Source organism: Actinomadura rugatobispora, from assembly GCF_055379765.1.
Window position 1 is genome coordinate 1,700,130 of record NZ_AP029191.1, and the last position, 25,535, is coordinate 1,725,664.

Below are 25,535 nucleotides of genomic sequence, written 5' to 3' on the forward strand. Positions count from 1 at the left end.
TTCCGCGAACGGCAGGCGCGCGGATCCCGCCACGGGGGGGGGAGCATCGCGCCGCTCCCCTCCCCCGTGCGCGCCAGGGCTTCGGTGGTGTCAGGCGCCGTGGTAGGCGAACGCTCCCCACAGATACGGGTCGCCATGGCTGCGGCCGCCGGGGGCGCGCAGGACGAGGCGTTCCCAGCAGCGTTCGGCGACCGGGCGCGGCAGCCATGCGCGCGGGTCGGCCATCAGGCGGGAGAAGTGTTCGGTCTTGGCTCCGTCGGTCGTGGTCCGCAGCCACTCGGCGGCGGCCGCCCACGCGTCCGCCGGTTCCCGTCCGCGGTTCCGCCAGGCGTCATAGAAGGCGATACTGAAAAGCAGGGCGCCGTCGTCGGGCACGCGCCACATCGTCGCCAGCACGCCCGCCGCGCCGGCGTGCAGGAGGCTGGTGGGCAGGCCGACGACCTCGTCGGGGAGCCGCACGCCCGGGACGCCGCTGGCGCAGGCCGTCAGCACCACCAGCCGCGCGGCCAGCCGGTCGGCCAGCAGGTCCCGCGCCGTGAGCGTCTCGCCGCCGGCCAGGACGAGGCCGCTGTCGAGCGGGGACAGCGGCTCGGCCCGCCCGTGGCACGCCACGTGCAGCACGCCGGCGTCTGCGGCCCGGCGCCGGACCTCCTCGCGGGTCGCCGCGTCCCGTTCCAGCGTCGCGCCGGCGTCGCCGAACAGCGCCGCCACGGTGTCCGCCTCCAGCCGCGCCGCCTCCAGCGGCGGCAGGCCCGTGCCCGCCGGGTCGGCGACCGCGAGGGCGTGCGCGGTGCCCCGCCCGGCGGCACGGCCGGTCGCCGCGCGCAGCGCCAGGGCGCTCGGGGCGTACGTGGCGGTGATGCCGCTCATCGCCGCGGCCGCGTGCAGCGGGAGCTGGGCCAGGTGGCCGACGGGGACGAGCACGGCGCGGGCGGCACCGTCCAGCTGGGGCGCCAGGACGTCGAAGACCGTGGTGCGCAGCCAGTCCACGATCTCGCCGACGAGTACGGCCGCGGCCCGGTGGTCCGGAGCGTGCTCGGCGCCGGAGGCTTCGAGCAGGGCCGACACGCGGACCGCCATCTCCGTCTCGGTCAGGTCCGGCAGCCATACCGGGGTGACGTCGTCCCGGCCGCGCACGATGAGCGCCAGACCGCGCTCGCCCGTGTCCGTCACGTAGATCACCGGTGGGCCGGCGGCGTCCGGGACCGCCGGGTCCGCCGCGTCCATGCGGAGGAAGTCGCGGTGGCGCGGGTCGGCGCGGATCTCGTCCAGGACCTCTTCCAGCTCGCGATGGGCGACGCCCAGCCGCTCCACCAGGTCGATGCGGACCGACACGACGTCGTCCGCGCCGGGCTCCCCCGCCTCCAGCACGGCGATCCGCCGGGTGATCTCCTCCCAGCGGCCCGCGACGTCGTCGCGGCCCGCGTCGCGCAACTCGTCCACGTCGGCGCCGGCCAGTTCCAGCGCCTGCGCCAGCAGCACGGCCCGGCCCCGTTCGAGCACGGCGACGGCCTGCGCCGGGTGCCCGGCCAGCACATGGGCGACGGCCGCCCGCGCCGGGACGCCCACGGCCTCGCGCAGCCAGCCCTCCTTGTGTCCGCGCAGCCGCTCACCGCGCAGCACGATCGACAGCGCCCCCATGCAGCGGACATAGGCCGCGGCGGCGCGTTCCCAGGCGCCGCCGGCGGCGTGGGCGTCGCCGAGCAGCCTGGCTCCCAGCACGGTCTCCCGCGAGGGCGGGTCGGCCTCCAGCAGGTCCTCCAGGATCCGCACGGCCTCCTCGCGCGGACCGGCCTCGCCGGTCAGCCGGTGCTTGGCCAGCAGCGTGGAGCACATCGGGACGGTGTACATGGCCCGCAGCACCACGTTGGTCACGGGTTCGAGGGCGCGGGAGAAGGCCGCGACCGCCTCGTCCAGGACGGCCGCGTCACCGCGGGCATCGCCGAGCGCCTGCAGGGCGTTGGCGTGGTTGAAGACCCGGCGGGGCCAGTAGGGCGAGGAATCGGGGGTCGCCTCGGACGCCTCGCGCAGCGCGGTCACGGCGCGGTCCAGGTCGTCCCCTCCGGCGCCGTCGTTCAGGAGCATGTACCGCTGCAACAGGGCGTTGCCGAGGTTGGTGAGGCGGCGCGCGCGCTGGTCGGCGGCCCTCTCGTCGTGGAGGTCGAACGTCTCCTGCTCCGAGACCCGTTCGAGGAGCGCCACCGCCAGGTCGGCGCTGCGCGCCTCCCCGGTGGCCCTGGAGCGGACGATCAGCCGGTTCGCCAGGCTCATGGCCACCGTGCGCCAGTTGTGGCTGCCGGGGACGAGAAGGTCGAGGGCGCGCTCGGCGGAGCCGATGGACCGGTCGAGGTCGGCCAGCTCGCCCGCCGCGACATAGCGGTCGCCGTAGAGGAGGGCGAGCTGCTGGAGGAGGTAGGCCCGGCCGACCCAGCCCCGGGCGGGGATCCCCTCGGCGATCGCGAGGGCGCGGGCGAGCGCCGTCCGGTCGCCGGTCAGCTCGTACACCTGCCGCAGGGTGGTCACCAGGTCGAGGTCGAGAGCGGTGCGGACCTGTTCGGACGGTTCCAGGTCCGCGCCTTCCTCAAGCGCGTCGAGGCTGCGGCGCAGGTCGCTGGGATGGCCGCCGGTGTGGTGACGTTCCCGGTAGGCGCGGCCGATCAGCACCAGGGTATGGGCGTAGTGGTCCGCGTCGCCGCGCGAGTGGTACCGCTGGGCCCCGTACGCGGCGGCCAGCGCGACCTCTGCGCTCGCCGCACCGGCGCGGCTGCGTTTGGACGCCAGCTCGGCCAGCTGCAGCGCCAGCCGGCCGCGCCGCTCGTCGTCGTCGCCCGCCAGCTCCGCGGCCTCATGGATCGCGGTCTCGGCGCGGTCGAAGTCCATGGAGAAGTCGGGGATGGCCGCGACCAGGCCGTCGATCAGGAGGAACCGCAGGTCGAGGTCGCCGGGCTCGGCGCGCACGCTCTCGTCGCAGAACTCCAGCAGGCGCTCCAGGTCGGCGGACCGGCGGGTCAGATCCCATCGGGCGACCAGCAGGTGTCCCCGCACCAGCCGCAGCGTGGCGCCGACCTCGTCGCCGCCGGGGAGCAGGCGACCGGTCAGGTCCAGGGCCTGGTCGAGCACCGCCACCGATCGGGTGCGGCGGGCACGTTCGGCGACGGTCTCACCGAACAGCATCGCGGCCATCGCACGTAGACCGGGTGCTTCCTCTTCCTCCGCGGGGCCGTGCTCGATGACCTCTTCCAGCAGCCCGGCGGCGCGCTCCAGCAGCTCGGTGCTCCCACCGCTCACGAGCGCGCGCTCGTACAGCAGCCCGGCGAAGTTGAACCGGTCGATGGAGCGCCGATAGTAGGGCTCTCCGGTGGACAGCGCGGTCTCGAAATGCCGCAGGGCGCGCTGGAAATGCCGCTCGTCCCCGGTCCTGCGGCTCAGGTCGCCGCGCAGCTCGGCCGCGAAACCGGACGCTCCGGCGCGCAGGTCGGACGGGCCGCGCAGCCGCGCCACCGACTCGGCCACGACGGCCGCGACCGCGTACACCGAGAGCGTCCCGCCCGAACGGAACCGCGCGCTGGCCTCCGACGCCGACTCGGAGAGGGCGTCCACCGCGTCGTCGAGGGCACCCATGGACGAGAACACCTCAGCGGTTCCCCGCTCGTGGACGTGCCGCAGGAGCTCGGCGTGACTGGCGCCGGACAATCCGAACATCTCCAGCATCTCCGCCACGCCGGGCTCCGCGAGCAGCGGCTGCGCCTCGATGAGCGCCCAGGCGCCGCCCATGTCGGCGACGTTCAGGAAGGCCGCGACGACCTCGGCCACCTCCTCCTCCGGGAACGCGGCCTCCACCTCGGCGACGGCGGACGCCGCGCCCTTCTCGGCCGCCCACCGGGCGAGAAGCTGCCGGCGCGCCGCTCGTACGGCGGCCAGGTCGTCCCCGGCGGAGCGCGCCGACATCATGCGGTGGGCGAACCCGAACCCGGCGTCTTGGGACGCCAGTTCGGGATGGCGGGTGAGGGTCTCGATCAGCTCGTCCTCGCCGTCCGCCGCCAGAAGCCGGTCCACGCGGGGCTGGATGCCGGGTTTCACGAGCGGGGCGAGGGTGGTCAGGTCGAGGACCTTGCCCGCGGCCCTCTCCTCGACGAACCTGCGGCGGAAGGCACGGGCGGCGTCCGCGGACTCCTCGTCCAGGCCGCGTTCCCGCGCGACGGCGCGCAGCACCTCGTCGGCCACGGGCTCGCGCATTTCCGGGCGGTAGTGGAGCAATGAGGCCCGTGCCTCGTCGCCGTCGGCCGACAGGTACGCGTGGGCGGCCTCCTCAATGAGCGCGCGCACGGGACCGGCCTCGCGGCACCGGGCGAGCAACGGCGCCATACGCCGGACGCCCGCGGCGCCCTCCTCGTCCTGCAGCGCGGCCAGTTCCTCGACGACCTGCGGCATGCCGTGGTGCAGCAGCAGCGGACGCTCCTCGACGGCCCGCACCCAGTCCGGGCGCGGCGTGCCCAGGAACTCGGCGAGTTGCCGGACGACGTATCCCACGTCCTCGTTCAGCCCGTCGGGGGTCTTGGAGATCTCGCAGCCCAGCAGCGCGCGGTCGAAGCGGACCCGCGGATCGTCCGCGTCGTCGTCGCGGACGCGGATCAGCAGGTCGCGGTGGTCCTCGAACGCGGCGCGAGCGGGGTCGCCGGGCCCGGCCTCCTCGATCAGACCGGACAGGACGCGCAGCGCCTCGTCGCCGAGCAGCACCGGATGCCGCTCGACCAGCCGCCCGGTGGCGCGCCAGCTCCCCACGACGCACAGGTCGAGCACCAGATGCCGCAACCCGCCGATGACCTCGGCCCCCGTGCCGCACGACATCAGGAAGGCGTCCCCTTGCCCTCGACGTTCGTCTCGAACAGCAGGTGCCGCGGGGCCAGCCCCTGCCACACGTACCGGGTCAGCTCCGCGCCCTGCGCCTGCTCGGCCTGGGGCCCGACGGGCAGCGGCCAGCGCAGCGCCTGGTAGATGCGGGGACGGAAGAGGTCGAACGCCGCCTCCACCAGATCCCCGTGGGTCTGCGCGGCCGGCAGCAACCAGCCGTAGTAGACCGCCGCCGCCAGCAGCGGGCCCAGCGGGAGCGTCCACCAGGCCAGCGGGGTCCAGACGACCACCGCCAGGCTCCACCACACGGTGTGCGCCGCCATGTCCATCTCGGCGCGGCCGCGCGCCAGCTCCGACCGGACGCGGTCGTCCAGGAGCAGCCACAGGTGCGGCCAGCAGGCGACGATGTCGAGCCCGTGCTTGGCGCTGGGACGCATCTCTGCGGCGCGCAGCCGGTTGCCGAACCGGGTCGGCATCGTCTGCTCCAGCGTGCCGGGGGCGTTGCGCAGTTTGAGCTGGAGGCGGGCCAGCTCGTCCGCCTCCCGGGCGGGCAGCCGCCCGTCGGCGAGCCGCTGGGCCTCCAGCGTTCCGGCCCGCTCCTGATCCCGGGTGCGGCGACCGTGCAGGCGGCGCCGCCGCCCGTCACCCCGGCCGAGCGGCCAGTAGCCCTCCAGCAGTCGCAGCAGCGGCACCGACAGCCGCTGGGTGACCAGCGCCGACACGACGATCGCGAGCCCCGCCACCAGAACGGTCGCCAGTTGCAGCACGGCCGGAAGCCTGGCGAGATCGGCGCCGACCTTGGCCAGGCCGCCGGAGCGGTCCTGGCTCTGCCGCCACGCCCAGGCCGCCAGCCCCGCGAACCAGAACACCGCCACCGGCGTCAGCAGACGGGCCGTGGCCTCCCCGGCCAGCCTCTCGCCCGCCTTCTCCCAGACCTTCGACAGCATCAGCGGTCTGTGACCGGCTCGAAGGGCACCTCGTCGTCCGGGCACGAGGGGACCTCGTCCAGCACGCTGAAGCGGTACCACTCCGTGCCGCAGCGCGGGCACGCGTACCGGACGGCGGACAGCCGGACCCGCCCCGCCTGCGGCTGGAACGTCCGATACTTCTGGGGAACCTCCAAGGCCCGCCGCATCCAGTCCCGCGTGGCCTCATGGCCCGACAGCAACCGCAGCAGCGGCACCTTGACGGACTCCCCCGCCCGCCCCCGCTCCAGCAGCTCGCCGAGCTCACGGTCGAGCCCGGGCGCCGCGTCCCCGGCGAGCTCGGGCAGGAACCGACGCAGCGCCTCGGCCGCCTGCAGCACGTCCCCGTCTTCCAAGAACCTTCCACCCCGTTCCACCGGTGCCCCGAACGCCCCATATCGGCTGCGTTCCATTCAACCGGTGTCACCGGGCCCCCGGAAGCATTCGGGAACGTCCACCAACGGCCCGCTTCGCCCGGCGGTGGGCCCCTGGAAACGCGCGTGGCCGCCCGCCGTCCAGAGACGGCGGGCGGCCACGGGTGTCGGTGCTCGTTACATCAGCTGCAGCCGCTGGTGGAGCCGCAGCCCTCGCAGACGTAGCAGCTGCCCGCCGGGCGCATCTTGGTGCCGCAGGTCAGGCACAGGGGCGCGTCGGCGGTACGGCCCTGGCGGCTCTCGATGACCTCCATCGACGAGTGGGCCTGCGCGGCCGGGGCGTTCGCCGCCGGGGCCGCCGCGGCCGGACGGGTGATCTCCGCCGTCTGGGCCAGGCTCTCCCGGTCGAGCTGGTCGTCGTGCTGCAGGCTGGCCGGGTCCTCGCCGTTGACCTGCATCGCCCGCTCCTTGGCCGACAGGATGCCCAGCGCCGCGCGGTCCTCGTACGGCAGGTGGTCCAGGGCCAGGCGGCGGAAGATGTAGTCCATCACCGAGGTCGCCATCCGGATGTCCGGGTCGTCGGTCATCCCGGCCGGCTCGAACCGCATGTTGGTGAACTTCTCCACCCAGGTCTCCAGCGGCACGCCGTACTGGAGGCTGATGGAGATCGCCATGGAGAAGGCGTCCATCACGCCGGCCAGCGTGGAGCCCTGCTTGCCGAGCTTGAGGAACACCTCGCCGACGCCGTCGTCGGGGTAGGACGAGGCGGTCATGTAGCCCTCGGCGCCCGCGACGGAGAAGCGGGTGACGGTCGCCGGGCGCTGCTTGGGCAGCCGCTTGCGGACCGGGCGCGGCGCCGCGGCCTCGGCCGGGGCCTCCTCCGCCTTGGGCTCCTTGGCCTTCTTGGCGACCGAGAGCGGCTGGCCGACCTTGCAGTTGTCGCGGTAGATCGCCAGCGCCTTGAGGCCGAGCCGCCAGCCCTCGAAGTAGACCTTCTCGATGTCCTCGATGGTGGCCTGCTCGGGCATGTTGACGGTCTTGGAGATCGCGCCGGACAGGAACGGCTGGGTCGCCGCCATCATCCGCACGTGCCCCATCGGGCTGATCGCCCGCTCGCCCATCGCGCAGTCGAACACCTCGTAGTGCTCGGGACGCAGCCCGGGCGCGTCGACGACGTGGCCGTGCTCGCCGATGTACTCGACGATCGCCTCGATCTGCTCCTGCTGGTAGCCCAGCTTCGTCAGGGCCCGCGGCACCGTGAGGTTGACGATCTGCATCGACCCGCCGCCGACCAGCTTCTTGAACTTCATCAGCGCCAGGTCGGGCTCGATGCCGGTGGTGTCGCAGTCCATCATCAGGCCGATGGTGCCGGTCGGGGCCAGCAGCGACGCCTGCGCGTTGCGGTAGCCGTGCCGGTCGCCGGTCTTGAGGCACTCCTGCCACTGCTTGGTCGCGGCGGCGTGGACGGCCTTGTCCGTCTCGTCGAGCGTGCGGATCGCGTCGTTGGCGGCGGCGTGCTTGCGCATGACCCGCTTGTGCGCCTCGGCGTTGCGGGCGTAGCCGTCGTAGGTGCCGACCACCCCGGCCAGCTCCGCGGAGCGGCGGTAGGCCACGCCGGTCATCAGGGACGTGATCGCGGCGGCCAGCGAGCGGCCGCCCTGGGAGTCGTAGGCGTGCCCGGTGGCCATCAGCAGCGCGCCCAGGTTGGCGTACCCGATGCCCAGCTGCCGGTAGTCGCGGGTGGTCTCCGCGATCTTCTCGGTCGGGAAGTCGGCGAAGGTGATCGAGACGTCCATCGCGGTGATGATCAGCTCGGTCAGCTTCACGAACTTCTGGACGTCGAAGGCGCCGTCCTCGCGCAGGAACTTCAGCAGGTTGATGCTGGCCAGGTTGCAGGAGGAGTTGTCCAGCGACATGTACTCCGAGCACGGGTTGCTCGCGGTGATGCGGCCCGACTCGGGGTTGGTGTGCCAGTCGTTGATCGTGTCGTCGTACTGGATGCCGGGGTCGGCGCACTCCCACGCCGCCTTGGCCATCAGCCGGAACAGCTCCTTGGCCCGGATCTTCTCGACGATCTCGCCGGACAGCCGGGCGCGCAGCCCGAACTCGCCGTCGGACTCCACCGCGCGCATGAACTCGTCCGACACCCGGACCGAGTTGTTGGCGTTCTGGTACTGGACGCTGGCGATGTCCCGGCCGCCCAGGTCCATGTCGAAGCCCGCGTCGCGGAGGGCGCGGATCTTGTTCTCCTCGCGGGACTTGGTCTCGATGAACTCGGCCACGTCGGGGTGGTCCACGTCCAGGACGACCATCTTCGCGGCCCGCCGGGTGGCGCCGCCGGACTTGATCGTCCCGGCGGAGGCGTCGGCGCCGCGCATGAACGACACCGGCCCGCTGGCGGTGCCGCCCGAGGACAGCAGCTCCTTGCTGGAGCGGATCCGCGACAGGTTCAGCCCCGCGCCCGAACCGCCCTTGAAGATCACGCCCTCTTCCTTGTACCACTCCAGGATCGACTCCATCGTGTCGTCCACGGAGAGGATGAAACAGGCGCTGACCTGCTGCGGGGACCTGGTGCCCACGTTGAACCAGACCGGCGAGTTGAAGCTGAACATCTGGTGGACCAGCGCGTGCTTCAGCTCGTGGTCGAAGACCTCGGCGTCCTGCTCGGAGGCGAAATAGCCCTGCGCCAGGCCGGTGTCGACGTACATCTTCACGACGCGGTCGACCAGTTGCTTGAGGCTCCATTCCCGCTGCGGCGTTCCGACCGCGCCGCGAAAGTACTTGGACGCCACGATGTTGACGGCGTTCACCGACCAGAAGTCGGGGAATTCGACACCGCGCTGCTCGAAGTTCACCGAGCCGTCGCGCCAGTTCGTCATGACGACGTCACGACGCTCCCAGCGCAGTTCGTCGTACGGATGCACGCCGGGCGTGGTGAAGATGCGCTCGATCTTCAGCCCTTTGCGGCCCCCCTTGCCGCGCCGGGATGCCGAGCCGCTCACCGTCTCCGTCATGCCTTCCCCCTCTCGGGCCCTCGCCCCGGGCCCTGTTCAGGACAACCCCGCCCGGCGGCCCGAAAATCCCGGCCGCGGGCTCTTCCTCTGTGCTGAATGTGCTGCTCGACCTGCTGCTTGACGTGCTGCTCGAACCGCCCTCACCGGGGCGGGGCGGGCTCCCCCGAGGAACCTCTCGTGCGCAGCGACTCGATCTCCCGGGCGAAGTCGTCGAGCGACTCGAAGCTCCGGTAGACCGACGCGAACCGCAGGTAGGCGACCTCGTCGAGTTCGCCGAGCGGTCCGAGAATGGCCAGGCCGACCTCGTGCGAGGGGATCTCCGCGGCGCCGGTGCCCCGGATCGACTCCTCCACCCGCTGCCCCAGCTTGGCCAGCGCATCCTCGTCCACCGGGCGGCCCTGGCAGGCCCTGCGCACCCCGGCGATGATCTTTTCCCGGGAGAACGGCTCGGTGACCCCGCTGCGCTTGGCCACCATCAGGAGCACGTTCTCCTGTGTGGTGAATCGCTTGCCGCATTCCTGGCACGAACGGCGGCGCCTAATGGCGGATCCGTCGTCGGTGGCGCGGCTGTCGATCACTTTGGTGTCGGGGTTCCGGCAGAACGGGCAGTGCACGCGTTCCCTTCCTTCCCCTCGGCACCCGGAAAACCAGTCACCACAAGAACACAACTTATGGTTAATGACATCCGTGTAACTACTAGATGTTGTGGTCAACCGTACGAGGATCCGGAGGGCTGCGCAACCTGGATCGCAGGGCCCGCTCGTAAGACCCTGGTCACATCGAGGCTCACGGGCCCCCTCCGGCGTGTCGGCCACAGCAGCCCCCAAACCCCCACAAACCACTCGCGCCCGTTCCGGCCGGACGACCGGAACGGGCGCGGCGGACGGCCCCGCGAACCCCCGCGCGCAGGGGCCTCCGGGGCCCTCGCGCGGCGGCGCTCAGTGCGCGGCGACGATGGCCGCGATCTCCTCGACGGCGCTCGCCTCCAGGGGGTTGAAACGGTTCTTGGTGATCGCGAACGCCGTCCCGGACACCGGGTCCGCGTACGCGGCGCTGCCGCCCATGCCCGGCATCCCGAACACTTCTGGACGGTCCGGACCGAGCGGCGCCAGCGAATAGCCCAGCGCCCACACCGCCGGGGACCCCATCACCGCGTCGGTCCCCTCGAACGCGGCCCCCGACAGCTCGCGGAAGCGCTCCGGCGACACCAGCCGCACGCCGCCGACCTCCCCGAGCAGCGCCGCGTACATGCGCGCGACCGCCCGCGCGGTCAGCACGCCGCCGGCGGGGATGTCGGCCCGCAGCACGTCCGGGCGGTTGGCGTACGCGGCGTCCGGGACGATCTCCGGCGGCATGAGCGCGGCGAACATCCCGGCCATGCCCCTGGCCGCCTCCGCGACCTCCGGCGGCGTCTCCATCCGGGCGAGCCGTCCCAGGTCGGCCTCCGGCACGCCGAAGAACAGCTCGTCCGCCACGTCCAGCGGCCCGGCCACCTCCTCCCGGAGCACCTGCGAGATCGGCTTCCCGGTGGCCCGGCGGACGATCTCGCCCACGATGTAGCCGAACGTGTGGGCGTGGTAGGCGGTCTTGGTACCCGGCTCCCACCACGGCTCACTCCCGGCGATCAGCGCGCACATGCCGTCCCAGTCGCACAGGTCCTCGGTCGTGGTGCCGTCCGGGAGCCCCGGGACGCCCACCGTGTGCGTGAGCGCGTGCCGCACGGTCGCCCTCTCCTTGCCGTGCGCCCCGAACTCCGGCCACAGCTCGACGATCGGCGTGTCGTACCCGAACAGCCCGCGTTCCGCCAGCACGTGCGCCACCGTCGCGGTCACGCCCTTCCCCGTGGACGCGCTGTAGAACGGGGTGCCGGGGGTGACCGGCCGCCCGGTCTCCGAATCCGCGACGCCGGCCACCGCCTCGGCCACCGGCTCGCCGTGCCGGTACACCGACACCTGCACACCGGTCTCCGCCCCGGTCTCGACCAGCCGGTCGACGGCTTCCTGAATGCGCTTCTGCATCATGACCATCCCTCTCAGTTCAGTGCCGCACCGCGGCGGTCTCGGGCCGGGGCTCCTCCGCGGCCTCACTGGTCGCCGCGGCCGGCGCGCCGATCGGCGGCACGTGGCGCAGCATGACGGCGATCAGCACGGCCATGCCCGCCACCAGCACGGCACTCGCCAGCGCCACCACGTGCAGCCCGTCCGTGAACGCCGTGCGCGCCGAGTCGAGGAGCGCCTCGCCGACGGGCGCGGGCAGGCCCGCCGCGGCCGCCACCGCGCCGGACAGGCCCTCACGCGCCCCGCCGGCGCCCGCCGGCACCTCCACCCCGGCCCGGTAGAGCGCCGTGCCCAGGCTGCCCAGCAGCGCGATGCCCAGCGCGAAGCCGAACTCGCCGCTGGTCTCGTTCAGCGCGGCCGCCGACCCGGCCTTCTCCGGCGGCGCGGACCCGACCACCAGGTCGGTGGCCAGCGTGACCAGCGGCCCGGCGCCGAGCCCGATCATCGACCAGCCCGTGACCAGCGTCACCGGACCGTACCCCGCCCCGACCTGGGTCAGCACCAGCAGCCCGCACGCCGACACCACCAGGCCCGCGGCGATGAGCCGGCCGGGCCGGAACCGGCGGGCCAGCAGCGGCGAGATCTGGAAGCCCAGCATGTTGGCCGCCAGCGCGGGCAGCATCCACAGCGCCGCGCGGAACGGCGACAACCCCTGCACGAGCTGGAGGTGCTGGGTGAGGAACATCATGATCGACCCCATCAGCAGGGTCGTCGCCATCATCCCCGCCAGCGCCGTGCCGAACGCGCGGTCCCGGAAGAGCCCCAGGTCGATCAGCGGATCGTCGAGCCGCCGCTGCCGCCGGACGAACACCGCGCCCACCCCGGCGCCCGCCAGCGCCGCCGCCACCGGGACCGGCTGCCAGCCGCCCCGGGCAAGTTCCTTGAGCCCGTACACGACCGGCAGGATCGCCGCCAGCGACAGCAGCACGCTGGCCAGGTCGACGCGTCCCGCGCCGGGACGGCGGTACTCCGGCAGCAGCACCGGCCCCAGGACCAGCAGCAGCGCCATCGCCGGCACCCCGAGCAGGAACGCCGACCCCCACCAGTAGTGCTCCAGCAGCGCCCCGCCGACGATCGGCCCCAGCGCCGCGCCGCCCATGAAGCAGCCCATCCACACGCCGATCGCCAGCGCCCGCTGCCGCGGATCGCGGAACATCGTGCCGATCAGCGACAGCGTCGAGGGCGCGATCGTGGCCCCGGCGACGCCCAGCAGCGCCCGCGCCGCGATCAGCGTCCCCGGGCCGGTCGCGTACGCGGCCACCACCGACGCCGCGCCGAACGCGGCCGCGCCCGCCAGCAGCAGCCTGCGCCGCCCGATCCGGTCGCCCAGCCCGCCCATCGTGATCAGGAACCCGGACAGCAGGAACCCGTACACGTCCATGATCCACAACTGCTGGACGGCGCTCGCCCCGAGATCGGCGCTCAGATGCGGCAGCGCCAGCAGCAGGACGAACACGTCGATCGACACCAGCAGCGCGGCCAGGGCGAGCACGGCCAGCCCGGCCCACTCGCGCCGCCCGGCCCTTGCGACCGCATCCATGAGACCCTCCTCCGCGGCGCCCCCGCCGGGCGCCTTCCACGGGGAGGTCGGAGCCGCCGCCGCGTTCTCTACACGCGGCCGCCGATCTTTCTCGCGGCGGCTACCGGGCGGGCATGCGGAGCTGCTGACCGGGCTGGACGATGGAGTCGGGCAGGCCGTTGAGATCGGCGATGCGGCGCACGGTGATCCGGGGATCGCCCTCGGGGTCGTCGCGGACGGCGATGTCCCAGAGCGTCTCGCCGGGCCCGACGACCACGGTCTCGGGAGGAGCGCCCGGCGGCGCCTCGCCGCCGCGTCCGCCCGCCTGCGCGCCGGGGCCCGCCGTCAGCCAGAACGCCACGAGCAACACGGTCGCGACGAATCCGACCAGGACGGCGCGACCCCGCCGCGTGAGCCGGATCGGTGGTTCCTGAGCATTCATTTCAAGGGCGTTCCGGGCATCTCGCCCGGAGGGCGAACCCGCCATCTCGGCCCTCCCCGGAGTCGGCCGCGAATCCGGCCGGTCGAATGCATATTCGATCGAACGTCTGTACGATGTTGTACCGCACCGGAACGACGAAACGCGAGTACATTCTTCGAACAATTGTTTGATCATCGGGTCCGGACGCGATAACGTGCCATGACAAGGAGTGACGGATCCCAGCGCCGGGGAGGCGACGAGCGATGAGCAAGGTCCGGGAGCTGCCCGACGGCCCGATGGACGAGAGCGGGCTCACCCAGCGGCAGCGCATGGTGCTCGAGGTGATCCGCGACTCCGTCCAGCGCCGCGGCTACCCGCCGTCCATGCGGGAGATCGGCGAGGCGGTCGGCCTGACCAGCACCTCGAGCGTGTCGCACCAGCTCCGCGCCCTGCAGCGCAAGGGCTATCTGCGCCGCGACCCCAACCGCCCGCGCGCGGTCGAGGTCCGGGTGCCGGGCACCACCCCGGTCCGCACCGAGGACGAGGCCTACGAGGCCGCCGCCGCGGACACCTCCTCCTCCCGCCCCGCCCCCGCGTACGTGCCGCTGGTCGGCCGGATCGCCGCCGGTGGGCCGATCCTGGCCGAGGAGGCGGTGGAGGACGTCTTCACCCTCCCCAAGCAGCTGGTCGGCGAGGGCACCCACTTCCTGCTCAAGGTGACCGGTGACTCGATGATCGACGCCGCGATCGCCGACGGCGACTGGGTCGTGGTCCGCCAGCAGCCGGTGGCCGAGCAGGGCGACATCGTGGCCGCGATGATCGACGGCGAGGCGACCGTCAAGACCTTCAAGCGCCGCGACGGCCACATCTGGCTCATGCCGCAGAACCCGGCCTACGAGCCCATCCCCGGCGACGAGGCCTCCGTCCTGGGCCGCGTCGTGGCCGTCCTCCGCAAGATGTGACCCGGACGCTCCCCACCCGCACGGCGGCCCGCTGACCCGGGCCGCCGTCCGCGTTTCCGGCCCGCTCGTCGAGCAGCGGTCTCCTCACCACGCCGGACCGCGAGATCCGTACGTGCGACCGCGTCCAGCGGTGGTCGTCACCCCAGAGGCTTCGCCCCGGCGCTCGTAGGCGCCCCCGCATGGGCAGCGCCTCCGGGGTCGTACGGCGATGACCCGGGCGGCACCCAGACTCGGCTGCCGCCCGGCCGCACCGTGATCGGCTGCGCCACCGGTCCGGCGCTGTGGGGCGACCGCCGGAGCCTTCCGGTGGCCCATGGCACGCCGGGCGTGCCATGGGCCGGTCGGTGTCAGGCGGGGACGATGTTGACGATCTTGGGGGCGCGGACGATGACCTTGCGGATGTCCCGTCCGGCCAGCGCCTCCTTGATCTTGTCGGAGGACAGCGCCAGGCTCTCCAGCTCGCCCTCGGTGATGCCGGGCGCGACCTCCAGCCGGTCGCGGACCTTGCCGGCGACCTGGACGACGCAGGTCACCGACTCCTGGACCAGCAGCGCCGGGTCGGCCGACGGCCAGCCGGCCAGGGCCACCGGGGCGGTGCGGCCCAGCAGCTCCCACGCCTCGTCCGCCGTGTAGGGGGCGAACAGCGACAGCAGGATCGCGATGGTCTCGGCGGCCTCCCGGACGGCCGGGTCGCCCGCGCCCGGGCCGGAGTCGATGGCCTTGCGGGTGGCGTTGACCAGCTCCATGATCCGCGAGATGGCCACGTTGAACCGGCGGACCTCGACCAGCGCGGTGGCCTCGTCGATGGTGCGGTGGGTGACGCGGCGCAGGTCCTCCGAGCCGGTGCCGGGGTCGGCGCCGACCGGGCCGGTGACCTCGGTGGCGATGCGGTGCACCCGGGTCAGGAACTTGGACATGCCGTGCGGCGACACGTCGGCCCAGTCGATGTCGTCCTCGGGCGGGCCGGAGAACAGCATGGCCAGGCGGACGACGTCGACGCCGAACCGGTCGATCTGCTCGCCCAGGTCGACCATGTTGCCCAGCGACTTGGACATCGCCTTGGCGTTGAGGATGACCTGGCCCTGGTTCAGCAGCCGGGTGAACGGCTCGGTGAAGTCCACCATGCCCATGTCGTACAGGACCTTGGTGAAGAAGCGGCTGTACAGCAGGTGCAGGATGGCGTGCTCGACGCCGCCGGTGTACTGGTCGACCGGCATCCACTTGCGGACCTGCTCGACGTCGAACGGGCCCTGGTCGTAGCCGGGCGAGCAGTAGCGGAAGTAGTACCAGGACGAGTCGACGAAGGTGTCCATGGTGTCGGTGTCGCGCGTGGCGGGGCCGCCGCACTTGGGGCACTCGACGTTCACCCAGGACGCGGCGGCGGCCAGCGGCGAGGTGCCCTTGGGGGCCAGGTCGGCGCCGCGCAGGTCGTCGGGCAGCCGGACCGGCAGCTGGTCGTCGGGCACCGGGACCTCGCCGCACCCCTCGCAGTGCACGATCGGGATGGGGCAGCCCCAGAACCGCTGGCGGGAGACCAGCCAGTCGCGCAGCCGGAAGTTGACCGCGGCCTTGCCCAGGCCCTTCCCGGCCAGGATCTCGGTGATCCGGGCGATCGCGTCGGCCTTGGCCAGGCCGTCGATCGGGCCGGAGTTGACGATGCGGCCGTCACCCGCGGTGGCCACGCCCGTCTCGGCGGGGTCGGCCTCGCCGGTGTCGACGACCACCCGGACCGGCAGCCCGAACTTCAGCGCGAAGTCCAGGTCGCGCTGGTCGTGCGCGGGCACCGCCATGATCGCGCCGTGGCCGTACTCGGCGAGCACGTAGTCGGCGGCCCAGATCGGGATGCGCTCGCCGTTGACCGGGTTGATCGCGTACCGGCCCAGGAAGACGCCGGTCTTGTCGCGCTCGGTGGACAGCCGCTCGATCTCGCTCTCCCGGGAGATCTCCTCGCGGTAGGTCTCGAACGCGGCGCGCTGCCCGGGGTCGCAGATCTCCTCGGCCAGGTCGGCGTCGGCGGCCACGACCATGAAGGTGGCGCCGTACAGGGTGTCGGGGCGGGTGGTGTAGACGGTGACCGGCTCGTCCCGGCCCTCGATCACGAAGTCGACGTCGGCGCCGGTGGAGCGGCCGATCCAGTTGCGCTGCATCAGCAGCACCCGCTCGGGCCACCTGCCCTCCAGCTGCGCCATGTCGTCCAGCAGCCGGTCCGCGTACTCGGTGATCTTGAAGTACCACTGGGTCAGCACCCGGCGCTCGACCAGGGCGCCGCAGCGCTCGCAGTGGCCGCCGACGACCTGCTCGTTGGCCAGCACGGTCTGGTCGTTGGGGCACCAGTTGACCTGGCCGCCCTTGCGGTAGGCCAGCCCCCGCTCGTAGAAGCGCAGGAACAGCCACTGCGTCCACTTGTAGTACTCGGGGTCGGAGGTGTGCAGGCGGCGGGACCAGTCGAAGGAGGGCGCGTACCGCTGGAAGGAGCTCGCCTGGGTGTCGATGTTGGCGTAGGTCCACTCGGCCGGGTGGGAGTCGCGCTTGATCGCCGCGTTCTCGGCGGGCAGGCCGAAGGAGTCCCAGCCGATCGGGTGCAGGACGTTGTCGCCCTTCTGGAACCAGTAGCGCGCGATCACGTCGCCGATGGCGAACGCCTCCGCGTGACCCATGTGCAGGTCACCGGAGGGGTAGGGGAACATGTCGAGCGCGTAGCGACGCTCCCGGCCGTCCTCGCCTTCGGCGGCCCGGAAGGGGTCCAGCTCCGCCCAGCGGGCCTGCCACTTGTCCTGGACCGCCCGCGGGTCGTAGCCCTCGGCCGAGGGGGACGGGCCTCCCGCTCCCGCCTGCGCTTCGCGGATGGTGTCGTCGCTGCTCACGGTCGCTACTCCACTGGTCCTGTCGGTACGGGATGCGGCCCCGCGCCCTGACATGAAGGCCGATGCCCTGACATGAAAGGACCCCCCGCAGAACGAGGGGTCGCCGCGCCGGCCTGGTTGGCGGTCAGCGCGGCGGGCTGAGAAGCAGCCGGGTCCGCATACAGCAAGACTAGCGCAGAGGCAAGAGCCCGCGCTGGCGCGCCGGGCCGCCCGCGGGCCCGGGTTTGGGCCTTGACGGACGCGACGGAGATCGTCCACGCTCGAACTGACAGGAAGGTTTCCTATAAGTAGAAGCCGCCGCCGATCCCCGACCCCGCTCCCCCCGCCAAGGAGGATCGCGCATGTCCACCCAATTCCGCCTGCCCATCACCACCCGCCTACCCGTCACTGGGCGCGTGACTGGGAGGAAGGGGGTCGTGCTGGCTGTGGGCGCCGGGCTCGGGCTTCCGCTCGTGGTCGCCGCGCGCGCCACCACCTCGTTCCGCTACTTCGTCACCCGTAACGGCTGGAACCCCGCGCAGCCACTCACCCGCGCCGCCCTGGACCCGCAGCCGTTCCTCACCCAGAACTACGGCGGCCGTCAGCCCCCGTCCACCGTCTCGCATCCCGCGACGCTCCCCGCCAAGCAGGGACGCCACCTGATCCTGGCCGTCTGGGACATCGCCGACACCGGCAACGCCTTCTGCTCCTGCGCGGACGTCGACTTCGGCTGAACCGGCACCGCCAGGCCGGGGCCGGGCCGGATTCCGTTGTGGACAGGCACCGAACCCGTTGTGCGCACGCACAGTATCGCCGCGGGTTCCGTGCGCGTTTCTCCCGCAGAACAGCACGTCACGGACGTATTACGGGATAGCGGGCGGCATCGCCCATACAGCAGGATGAGCGGCAACCATTCGTACACTCGTCGGTAACAACCGGCCTGTGGTCAGCCCCGTACGAGGAGTGTCATGCTCAACCTCTCCGTGCTTCTTGAGGACGCCGCGCGCAAGGCGCCCGACCGTGACGCCATCGTGTTCGGGGACATGCGGCTGTCCTACGGGATGATCGAGACCATCGCGAACCAGGTCGCGAACCTCCTGCGCGACCGCGGGATCGGCCCCGGCGACAAGGTCGCGCTCTCGTGTCCGAACGTCCCCTACTTCCCGATGGCCTACTTCGGGATCCTGAAGGCGGGGGCGGCGGTCGTCCCGCTGAACGTGCTCCTCAAGCCCCGCGAGATCACCTACCACCTGGAGGACTCGGACGCGAAGGCGCTGTTCGTCTTCGAGGGGACGCCGGAGCTGCCGCTGGGCGAGATGGGGCACGCGGGATTCCAGGCCGCCGCGGGGTGCGAGCACCTGTTCCTCATGACCACCGACCCCGGCGCGACCGAGTCGCCGTACGAGGACGCGGACCTGTTCTGGCCCTCGCTCGCGGGCCTGCCGTCGACGATCGACCCGGCGCTCACGGGCGCGGACGACACCGCGGTGATCCTCTACACCAGCGGGACGACGGGGCAGCCGAAGGGCGCCGAGCTGTCGCACTCCAACATGCTCATGAACGCGTTCGTGTCGGACGCGATGTTCGAGCGCCGCGACCATGACGTGTCGCTGGTGACGCTGCCGATGTTCCACGCCTTCGGGCAGTCCTGCGTGATGAACGTGGGGTTCCGGCGGCGGGCCACGCTGGTGCTGCAGGCGCGGTTCGAGCCCGGCGAGGCGCTGACGCTGATGGCCAGGGAGAAGGTCACGATCTTCGCCGGGGTGCCCACGATGTACTGGGCGCTGCTGTCGGACCAGGGCACCGTCCCCACCGAGGAGGTGGCGGCGAGCCTGCACACGTGCGTGTCGGGCGGGGCGTCGCTGCCGCTGGAGGTCCTGAAGGGGTTCGAGGCGAAGTTCGGGGTCAAGATCCTGGAGGGGTACGGGCTGTCGGAGACCTCGCCGACGGCGTCGTTCAACCAGCCGGACCGGCCCACCAAGCCCGGTTCGATCGGCACGCCCATCTGGGGCGTGGACATGAAGCTGGTCGACGAGGAGTGGAAGACCGTCGAGGGCGAGGGGCCGGGCGAGATCGCGATCCGGGGCCACAACGTCATGAAGGGCTACTACGGCCGCCCGGAGGCCACCGAGGAGGCGATCCGGGACGGCTGGTTCCGCACCGGCGACATCGCCCGCCGGGACGAGGACGGCTTCTACTTCATCATCGACCGCTCCAAGGACATGATCATCCGCGGTGGGTTCAACGTGTACCCGCGGGAGATCGAGGAGGTCCTGATGACCCACCCCGCGGTGTCGCTGGCCGCCGTGGTGGGGGTGCCGCACGACAGCCACGGCGAGGAGATCAAGGCGTACGTGATCCGCACGCCGGACGCCGGGGTGACCGAGGACGAGCTGATCGCCTGGGGCAGGGAGAACTTCGCCGCGTACAAGTACCCGCGGATCGTGGAGTTCCGGGACGAGCTGCCGATGACCGCGACCGGCAAGATCCTCAAGCGCGAGCTGCGCTGAGCGTCCCCCGGCCGACGCCGGCCCGGCCTGGCCCGGGCCGGCGGGGCTCTCAGAAGAGGATGTGCTCCTCGGTCAGCCCGTAGTGGGCGAGGCGGGCGTCGGCGAGCAGTTCCAGGTCGCTGGGCTGCCAGGTGTGCCGGCCGGGGTCCGCGTGCCGGATCGTGATGAACGAGTAGCGGTCGGCCGCGTACACCCGCACCCCGTCCTCGCGCAGCCGCCGGAACAGATCGGTGTCCTCGCCCCTGCCGACCTCGGCGAAGCGGTATTCGCGCAGGAGGTCGCCGTCGGCGAGGAGCGCTCCCCCGCGCAGGAGGTTCACGTAGCGGTGCTCCAGGCCGGGGTGGCGCAGCACCATGGCGTCGATGGACTCCAGGTGCGTGTAGTGCGCGAGCTTCCCGACGACCGACGCCTCGGTGTAGGAGAAGGCCGGTACGAGGTCGGAGACGTAGTGCGGGCCGTACAGCTCGTCGTCGTCCATCTTCCCGATGTAGGCGCCGTCGGCGGCCTCGATGCCGAGGTTGAGGCATTCGCCCAGGGAGAGGGAACGGTCGGCGGGCAGCACCACGATGTCGTCGATCCCGGCGGCCCGGGCCTGCTTCTCCACGACGACGGGGTCGAGGTCTATGCCGTGCAGGACCAGGACCAGTTGCAGTGGACGCCACACCTGCCGGGCCACGTGCTCGATGGCCTGGGCGATCTGCTCGGCCCGGCAGGTCGGCAGCACCAGTGAGACGAGCGGCGGCTCCGCGCGCTGCGCCTCCGGGTGGGACGTGCCGAGCGCCTCGAGGACGCTGTCGACCCGATGCCGGTAGGTGTGCTCGGCGTGGATCCGGCGGAGTGCCAGGTGGGCTTGGCGGTCGCGCATCTCCGGCCCCGCGAGCAGGGCCCCCAGGAGCCGGGACGCGTCCTGTGCGTCGCCCACGGCGGGGCCGAACGCGAGGGGGTCGTCCGCCGTGTGCACGATGGGGACGCCCGCGGCCGCCGCCTCATAGGCCAGCCGGGGGTGGGGCGCGAGTAGGACGCGGTAGCGCTTGCGGGCCGTCAGTGCCTTCTCGTACGGAAGCGCCGGGACGACCCGTTGCCTGTAGAGCGAGGGGAAGTCCGACCCGTAGAAGTGGGCTCCGAGCTTGGGCGCGGGGCCGAGCAACGCCTCCGCTCCAGGGTCGTAGTCCCCTTCGTACAGGAGCGGGTACCTGCCGTGGTCCGCGCCCCGTATAGGAGTGTGGAGGCGGGGCTGGGCCGCGAAGGGAAGCACGTGGACGCGGTCATGCCCGAGCGCTTCGCGCAGCGCGCGCACACGTGCGGCGTCGACCGTGAAGACGTGGTCGAACAGCGTGGCGGCGGGGTCGGGCGAGTCATCGTCGCCGGTGTCCCAGAAGACGGTCGGGACGTCATGCTCGCGGCACCAGGCGGCCATCTCCTCCAGCGGACTCCCGTCCGGAGTGCTCGCCGCCGCGCCGGACTCCACGAAGAGGAGGTCGGGCGGCTCGGCCTCGAAGGCCGCACGCCAGCCGTCCGGGGGGAACCGGTCGAGCTGGCGCCACTCGTACCGCAGCGCCGCCTCGACGGGCGGGTTCGCCAGGACGGCCGCGGTCAGCTCGGGCCGGTTGACCGGGCCGTCCGGGAACTCCAGCGCGGGAACGCCGTCGAACGGCTCGGTGTCGACCGCCCGCACCTCGGGGTGCTTCGGCAGTCGCGGGTTCTTGGGCGGCGCCTGCGGCGCCGGGCGGACGCGCGCCGCCGCCCGCAGCCCCCGGTACGAGCCGGGCGACAGCGGCCGCCGCGCCAACCGGCCCAGCGCCCCGCCCAGCCGCGTCCAGCGCCGCCGCCGCAGCACCTCGGCCTGCCATTCGGCCTGGTCGGCGCGGTGCGCCTCGGTGGCGCGGGCACGGTCGGCCTCGCCGAGCCGCCGGGCCGTCTCGGCCAGCTCGCGGCGCAGATGGACGATCTGCCGCTCGCGCTCGTCGCGCTCCCGCTCCGCCTCGGCCAGCCGCAGCCGCAGCGCCGCGCCGTCGGCGGCCAGCCGGTCGGCGCGGGCCCGCTGCGCCGACACGGACGCCGACGGAGGCGCGGACGCGGAGTGGGTGTCGGTCACAGGTGCACCCCCGGGCGGCAGGGTCGGCGGCAAAAGGCTCCAATCCGTCCACGCTAGACCGGATCACCACGCCCTCCGCCGTTCCGCGTCAGGCCGCCACGCGTTGTTCATCTCCTCGTCGGCTTAGGACGTCCCGCGCCGGCGCCCCCGGCCGTATCCCTCAGAAGGTGTACGGGAGCCGCTTGATGCCGTTGATGAAGCTGGACTCCAGCCGGTCGGGCTCGCCGTCCGAACGGATCTCCGGAAGGCGCTCCAGCAGCGCCCGGAACATCACGGTGATCTCGCGGCGGGCCAGGTGGGCGCCCAGGCAGAAGTGTGGGCCTGGCCCGCCGAATCCCACGTGGTCGTTCGGCTTGCGGGTGATGTCGAACCGGTCGGGGTCGGTGAAGACGGTCTCGTCCCGGTTGGCCGACCAGTAGTACAGGACGAGCTTGTCGCCCTCCTTGATGACGTGCTCGTTCAGGGTGGTGTCGCGGGTGGCGGTGCGCCGCATCCAGATCACCGGCGAGACGAACCGGACGATCTCCTCCACGGCCCCCGGCATCCGGCCCTCGTAGTCCTCCAGCAGCAGCGCCCGCTGGCCGGGGTTGGTCGTGAACAGGTGCAGGGCGTGCGCGATGGCGTTGCGGGTGGTCTCGTTGCCCGCCACCACCAGCAGGATGAAGAACGAGCCGAGCTCCTGGTCGGTCAGGGACTCGCCGCCCTGCTCGATTCCGCCGCCCGAACCCACCTCGGCGTTGACCAGCGCGGAGGTGAGGTCGTCGGTGGGCTCGGCGCGGCGGCGCCGGCCGAGGTCCTCGACCAGCTCCTTGAGCGTCTGGCCGGCGGTGAGCAGCGCGAGCGCGGCCTGCTCGGGGTCGTCGTGCGGGATGAACTCCGGGTCGTTCCCGGCGAGGATGACGTTGGTGGCGTCCAGGACGGTGCCGTAGTGCTCCTCGCCGATGCCCATCAGATCGCAGATGATCTTCAGGGGGAGGCGGGCGGCCACGTCCGCGACGAAGTCACCGGTGCCGCCGCCGGCCGCGACGTCCTCGACGATCTTGGCGGCGACCTCCTCCACCTGGTCCTCGAAGCGCTGGATCATCCGGGGCGAGAAGGCACGGGAGACGATCCGGCGGATCTTGGCGTGCCGGGGGTCGTCCATGCTGATCATCGAGCCGAAGTACTCGTGCATGTCGCCCGGCATGTCGGGAATGTTGATCGCGCCCCGGCCGGAGCAGAAGTCCTGCGGGCGCCGGGACGCCTCCACCACGTCGGCGTGCCGGGTCAGCGCGTAGTAGCCCGGGCCGCGCGGGACGATGACGATGTCGGGCTCCTCGAAGCGCACCAGGCTCGGCTCCCAGCGCAGGGCCTTGAACGCCTCGTGCCGGTGCTCGAGCGGCCTCCGCCAGAACTCCCAGTCCGTGAGGTTGATGTCCTCGACCTTGAGCATCGTGCACCACCGCTTCCCCTGCTAGAACGCCATTCGGTTTACATTAACCCTCTCAGAGTCAACCGGTGCGGGACGACACCCGTTGGAGTGACCCACCTCACTCCACGCTCAGCGGGCGAGCCAGTCAAGGATGCGGGCGTTCACGTCCCCAGGACGTTCCACGTGCAGGAAATGCCCCGCCCCCGGGACGGACTCCACCCGCGAACCGTCCGGCAGCTGCCCCAGCACGGCCGACACGTCCCCGCCGGGAAGCACCACGTCCGCCCCCAGGCACCCGTCGTCGGCGCCGTGCAGGTACAGCACGGGACGTTCCCCCTTGGCCCCCACGGCGTCCTGCTCCGCGGCGAAGCGCTCGACGTGCCGCGAGGGGTCGAACATGGCGCGGTAGTAACCGATCGCCGCGCCCACGTTCTCGGGAGCGGCCAGGCAGTCCATGACGTGACCGACGTCGACCGCGCGCGCTTGGGCTTCGTACCCGGGAGACCAGTCGCGCCACAGCCCCTCGACGAAATCCCGGTTGAACGCCGCCTCGGCCATCGGCGTCTGGAACAGGAACATGTAGAACGACCGCTTGAGCTGCTCGTAGGCGAAGAAGGACGACATCAGCGCGTTCATCGGCGGGACGGCGAGCGTGACCACCTTGCGCCAGCGCCCGGGCGCGTGCGCGGCGGCGCCGTAGGTCGCGAACGCGCCCCAGTCGTGCCCGATGACGACCGCGTCCGGGCCGCCGCCGAACGCCTCGTGCAGCGCGATCGCGTCGGCCGTCAGCGCCCCGGTCTGGTACGCGCCGTCCTCCGGAAGCGCCGTCGGCGCGTACCCGCGCATGAACGGCGCCACCGCGCGGTACCCGGCACCGGCCAGCTCGGGCAGCAGATGCCGCCACGTGTGCGCCGAATCAGGGAAACCGTGCAGGCACAGCGCCAGCGGCCCGTCCTCCGGCCCCGCCGCCAGATAGCCGAACTCCAGGCCGTTCGCCTCGACCGTCCCGCGCACCACGTCCGCCATGACCGAAGACCACCCTTCTCGCACCGGAGGGGGCCATTATCCCCACGCGCCGAGCGAGCGACCCCCGCCGACGGAAAGGCCCCGCACCCCGGAACGGAGAGCGGGGCCCTACGGCACACCGAACGTTCACGCGCCCCAGTCGGGCCGCAGCGGCATGTGGGAGTTGCCGTCGGAGTCCAGCTTGACGCCGAGCGTCTGGTGCAGCTGGATCCAGTTCTGCTCGAAGCCGAGCTGGCAGCCGGCCATGTACACGCTCCACACCCGGGCCGTGCCCTCGCCGACCTCCGCGACCGCCTCGTCCCAGTGCGCGTCCAGGTTGCGGCACCAGCCCTCCAGCGTGCGGGCGTAGTGCTCGCGCAGGTTCTCCTGGTGCCGGATCTCGAACCCCGCGTCGTTCATCTGCGACTGGATGTGACCCGGCCCCTCCAGCTCCCCGTCGGGGAACACGTACCGGTTGATGAACCCGCCGGGCTTCATCGCCGGAGCCAGGTTGTCCGGCCGGGTGATGGTGTGGTTGAGCAGGCGCCCGCCCGGCTTCAGCTTCCCGTGCAGAAAGGAGAAGTAGGAACCGAGATTGGCCTTGCCGATGTGCTCGGTGAGCCCGATCGAACTCACCGCGTCGAAATCGGTCGCCGCCACGTCCCGGTAGTCCAGGTGCTTCACCTCGGCCAGCTCCGAGAGGCCCCGGTCGGCGATGGCCTTCTGCGCCCACTCGGCCTGCTGCTTGGACAGGGTGACGCCCAGCGCCTTCACCCCGTACTCCTTGGCGGCGTGCATCACCATGCCGCCCCACCCGCACCCAACGTCCAGCAGCCGCATGCCCGGCCGCAGGCCCAGCTTCTTGGCCACGAGGTCGTGCTTGTGGAACTGCGCCTCTTCCAGCGTCGAGTCGTCCTGCGGGTAACACGCGCACGTGTACGCCATCGACGGGCCCAGCACCCACTCGTAGAAGGTGTTGGACACGTCGTAGTGGTGCGAGATGGCCTTCGCGTCGCGCCGCTTGGAATGCCTCAACCACGACGGCACCCTGCTGAACGGAGCCTCCTGCGGCGGCGGCGCCAGGCGCCTGGTCACGGCGGCCCGCAGCAGCGGGTCCCGCATGACCTCGGCGAGCACCTTCAGCCTGTCGCCCGGTGTCACATCGCTGAACACCTGCTGCATGGTGGACAGCGCGGTGTACATGTCCCCGCTGACGTCGAGGTATCCGCTGACGTACGCCCGCGCCAAACCCAGCGAGCCCGGCGAGTGCACCAGGTACGACACCGCGTAGGGTGACCGCACGTCGAACCGGATGCCGGCGCCGGGAACCCCCGCACGAGACCCGTCGTACGCCGCGAACTCCACTGGCGCCTCAGGCCCGACGAGTTCCTCGAAGACCCTGGCCAGCGTCATGATGCATCCTCCTGTCTTCACGCCCCCGTGGCAGGGGCCATCGGGTCACCACCCAGCCCCCACCGGGGGCTCCCCCCGATACGCGGACGCGCCTG

Annotated in this window: 16 protein-coding genes; 3 read left to right on the forward strand and 13 right to left on the reverse strand. The window is 72.2% G+C overall.

Going from position 1 to position 25,535, the window contains the following annotated elements; genetic code table 11:
• Positions 1-90: 90 nt before the first annotated feature.
• The 8 genes from ACZ466_RS07000 to ACZ466_RS07035 form a co-directional block, all read right to left on the reverse strand.
• Complete coding sequence (locus ACZ466_RS07000) at positions 91-4,848, reverse strand: CHAT domain-containing protein (protein WP_378283800.1); 4,758 nt, start codon at positions 4,846-4,848, stop codon at positions 91-93.
• A complete protein-coding gene (locus tag ACZ466_RS07005; RefSeq protein ID WP_378283801.1) occupies positions 4,848-5,798 on the reverse strand; it encodes a hypothetical protein in 951 nt (316 codons plus the stop codon). Before ACZ466_RS07005 ends, ACZ466_RS07000 begins: the two co-directional genes overlap by 1 nt.
• Positions 5,798-6,172 carry a hypothetical protein gene (locus tag ACZ466_RS07010; protein WP_378283802.1) on the reverse strand — a complete coding sequence of 125 codons (375 nt, stop codon included), beginning with the start codon at positions 6,170-6,172 and terminating at the stop codon, positions 5,798-5,800. The genes ACZ466_RS07005 and ACZ466_RS07010 overlap by 1 nt, the downstream gene beginning before the upstream one ends.
• Before the next feature lie 200 nt (positions 6,173-6,372).
• Entirely contained in the window at positions 6,373-9,204 is a 2,832-nt protein-coding gene (locus ACZ466_RS07015; protein ID WP_378283803.1) for a vitamin B12-dependent ribonucleotide reductase, read from the reverse strand.
• 140 nt (positions 9,205-9,344) lie between these two features.
• Positions 9,345-9,818: a transcriptional regulator NrdR gene (gene nrdR / locus ACZ466_RS07020; RefSeq protein ID WP_378283804.1), complete on the reverse strand. Its 474-nt coding sequence runs from the start codon at positions 9,816-9,818 to the stop codon at positions 9,345-9,347.
• 324 nt (positions 9,819-10,142) lie between these two features.
• Positions 10,143-11,225 (reverse strand): serine hydrolase domain-containing protein, encoded by a 1,083-nt coding sequence (locus ACZ466_RS07025; RefSeq protein ID WP_378283805.1) that lies wholly within the window; start codon positions 11,223-11,225, stop codon positions 10,143-10,145.
• 16 nt (positions 11,226-11,241) lie between these two features.
• Complete coding sequence (locus tag ACZ466_RS07030; protein ID WP_378283806.1) at positions 11,242-12,801, reverse strand: MFS transporter; 1,560 nt, start codon at positions 12,799-12,801, stop codon at positions 11,242-11,244.
• Between the two features lie 100 nt (positions 12,802-12,901).
• Positions 12,902-13,141, reverse strand: coding sequence for a LysM peptidoglycan-binding domain-containing protein (locus tag ACZ466_RS07035; RefSeq protein WP_378283807.1), 240 nt, complete (start codon positions 13,139-13,141; stop codon positions 12,902-12,904).
• A 323-nt stretch (positions 13,142-13,464) separates the two neighbouring features.
• Between ACZ466_RS07035 and lexA the strand changes: the two genes are divergently transcribed.
• Positions 13,465-14,163 carry a transcriptional repressor LexA gene (lexA, locus tag ACZ466_RS07040; protein ID WP_378283808.1) on the forward strand — a complete coding sequence of 233 codons (699 nt, stop codon included), beginning with the start codon at positions 13,465-13,467 and terminating at the stop codon, positions 14,161-14,163.
• A gap of 347 nt (positions 14,164-14,510) precedes the next feature.
• On the opposite strand, the gene leuS is transcribed toward lexA, so the two are convergent.
• Positions 14,511-17,009 carry a leucine--tRNA ligase gene (gene leuS / locus ACZ466_RS07045; protein WP_378283882.1) on the reverse strand — a complete coding sequence of 833 codons (2,499 nt, stop codon included), beginning with the start codon at positions 17,007-17,009 and terminating at the stop codon, positions 14,511-14,513.
• Positions 17,010-17,443: 434 nt separating this feature from the next.
• Here leuS and ACZ466_RS07050 point away from each other — a divergent pair, with 434 nt between their 5' ends.
• Together ACZ466_RS07050 and ACZ466_RS07055 are read left to right on the forward strand one after the other, a co-directional pair.
• Entirely contained in the window at positions 17,444-17,740 is a 297-nt protein-coding gene (locus ACZ466_RS07050; RefSeq protein ID WP_378283809.1) for a lytic polysaccharide monooxygenase, read from the forward strand.
• A 234-nt stretch (positions 17,741-17,974) separates the two neighbouring features.
• Entirely contained in the window at positions 17,975-19,516 is a 1,542-nt protein-coding gene (locus ACZ466_RS07055; protein ID WP_378283810.1) for a long-chain-fatty-acid--CoA ligase, read from the forward strand.
• A gap of 49 nt (positions 19,517-19,565) precedes the next feature.
• On the opposite strand, the gene ACZ466_RS07060 is transcribed toward ACZ466_RS07055, so the two are convergent.
• From ACZ466_RS07060 to ACZ466_RS07075, 4 genes are all read right to left on the reverse strand, one after another.
• Positions 19,566-21,611 carry a glycosyltransferase gene (locus tag ACZ466_RS07060; protein ID WP_378283811.1) on the reverse strand — a complete coding sequence of 682 codons (2,046 nt, stop codon included), beginning with the start codon at positions 21,609-21,611 and terminating at the stop codon, positions 19,566-19,568.
• A gap of 160 nt (positions 21,612-21,771) precedes the next feature.
• Positions 21,772-23,043, reverse strand: coding sequence for a cytochrome P450 (locus ACZ466_RS07065; RefSeq protein ID WP_378283812.1), 1,272 nt, complete (start codon positions 23,041-23,043; stop codon positions 21,772-21,774).
• 108 nt (positions 23,044-23,151) lie between these two features.
• Positions 23,152-24,048: an alpha/beta fold hydrolase gene (locus ACZ466_RS07070; protein ID WP_378283813.1), complete on the reverse strand. Its 897-nt coding sequence runs from the start codon at positions 24,046-24,048 to the stop codon at positions 23,152-23,154.
• Positions 24,049-24,174: 126 nt separating this feature from the next.
• Positions 24,175-25,440: a class I SAM-dependent methyltransferase gene (locus ACZ466_RS07075; protein ID WP_378283814.1), complete on the reverse strand. Its 1,266-nt coding sequence runs from the start codon at positions 25,438-25,440 to the stop codon at positions 24,175-24,177.
• Between the last annotated feature and the right edge of the window lie 95 nt (positions 25,441-25,535).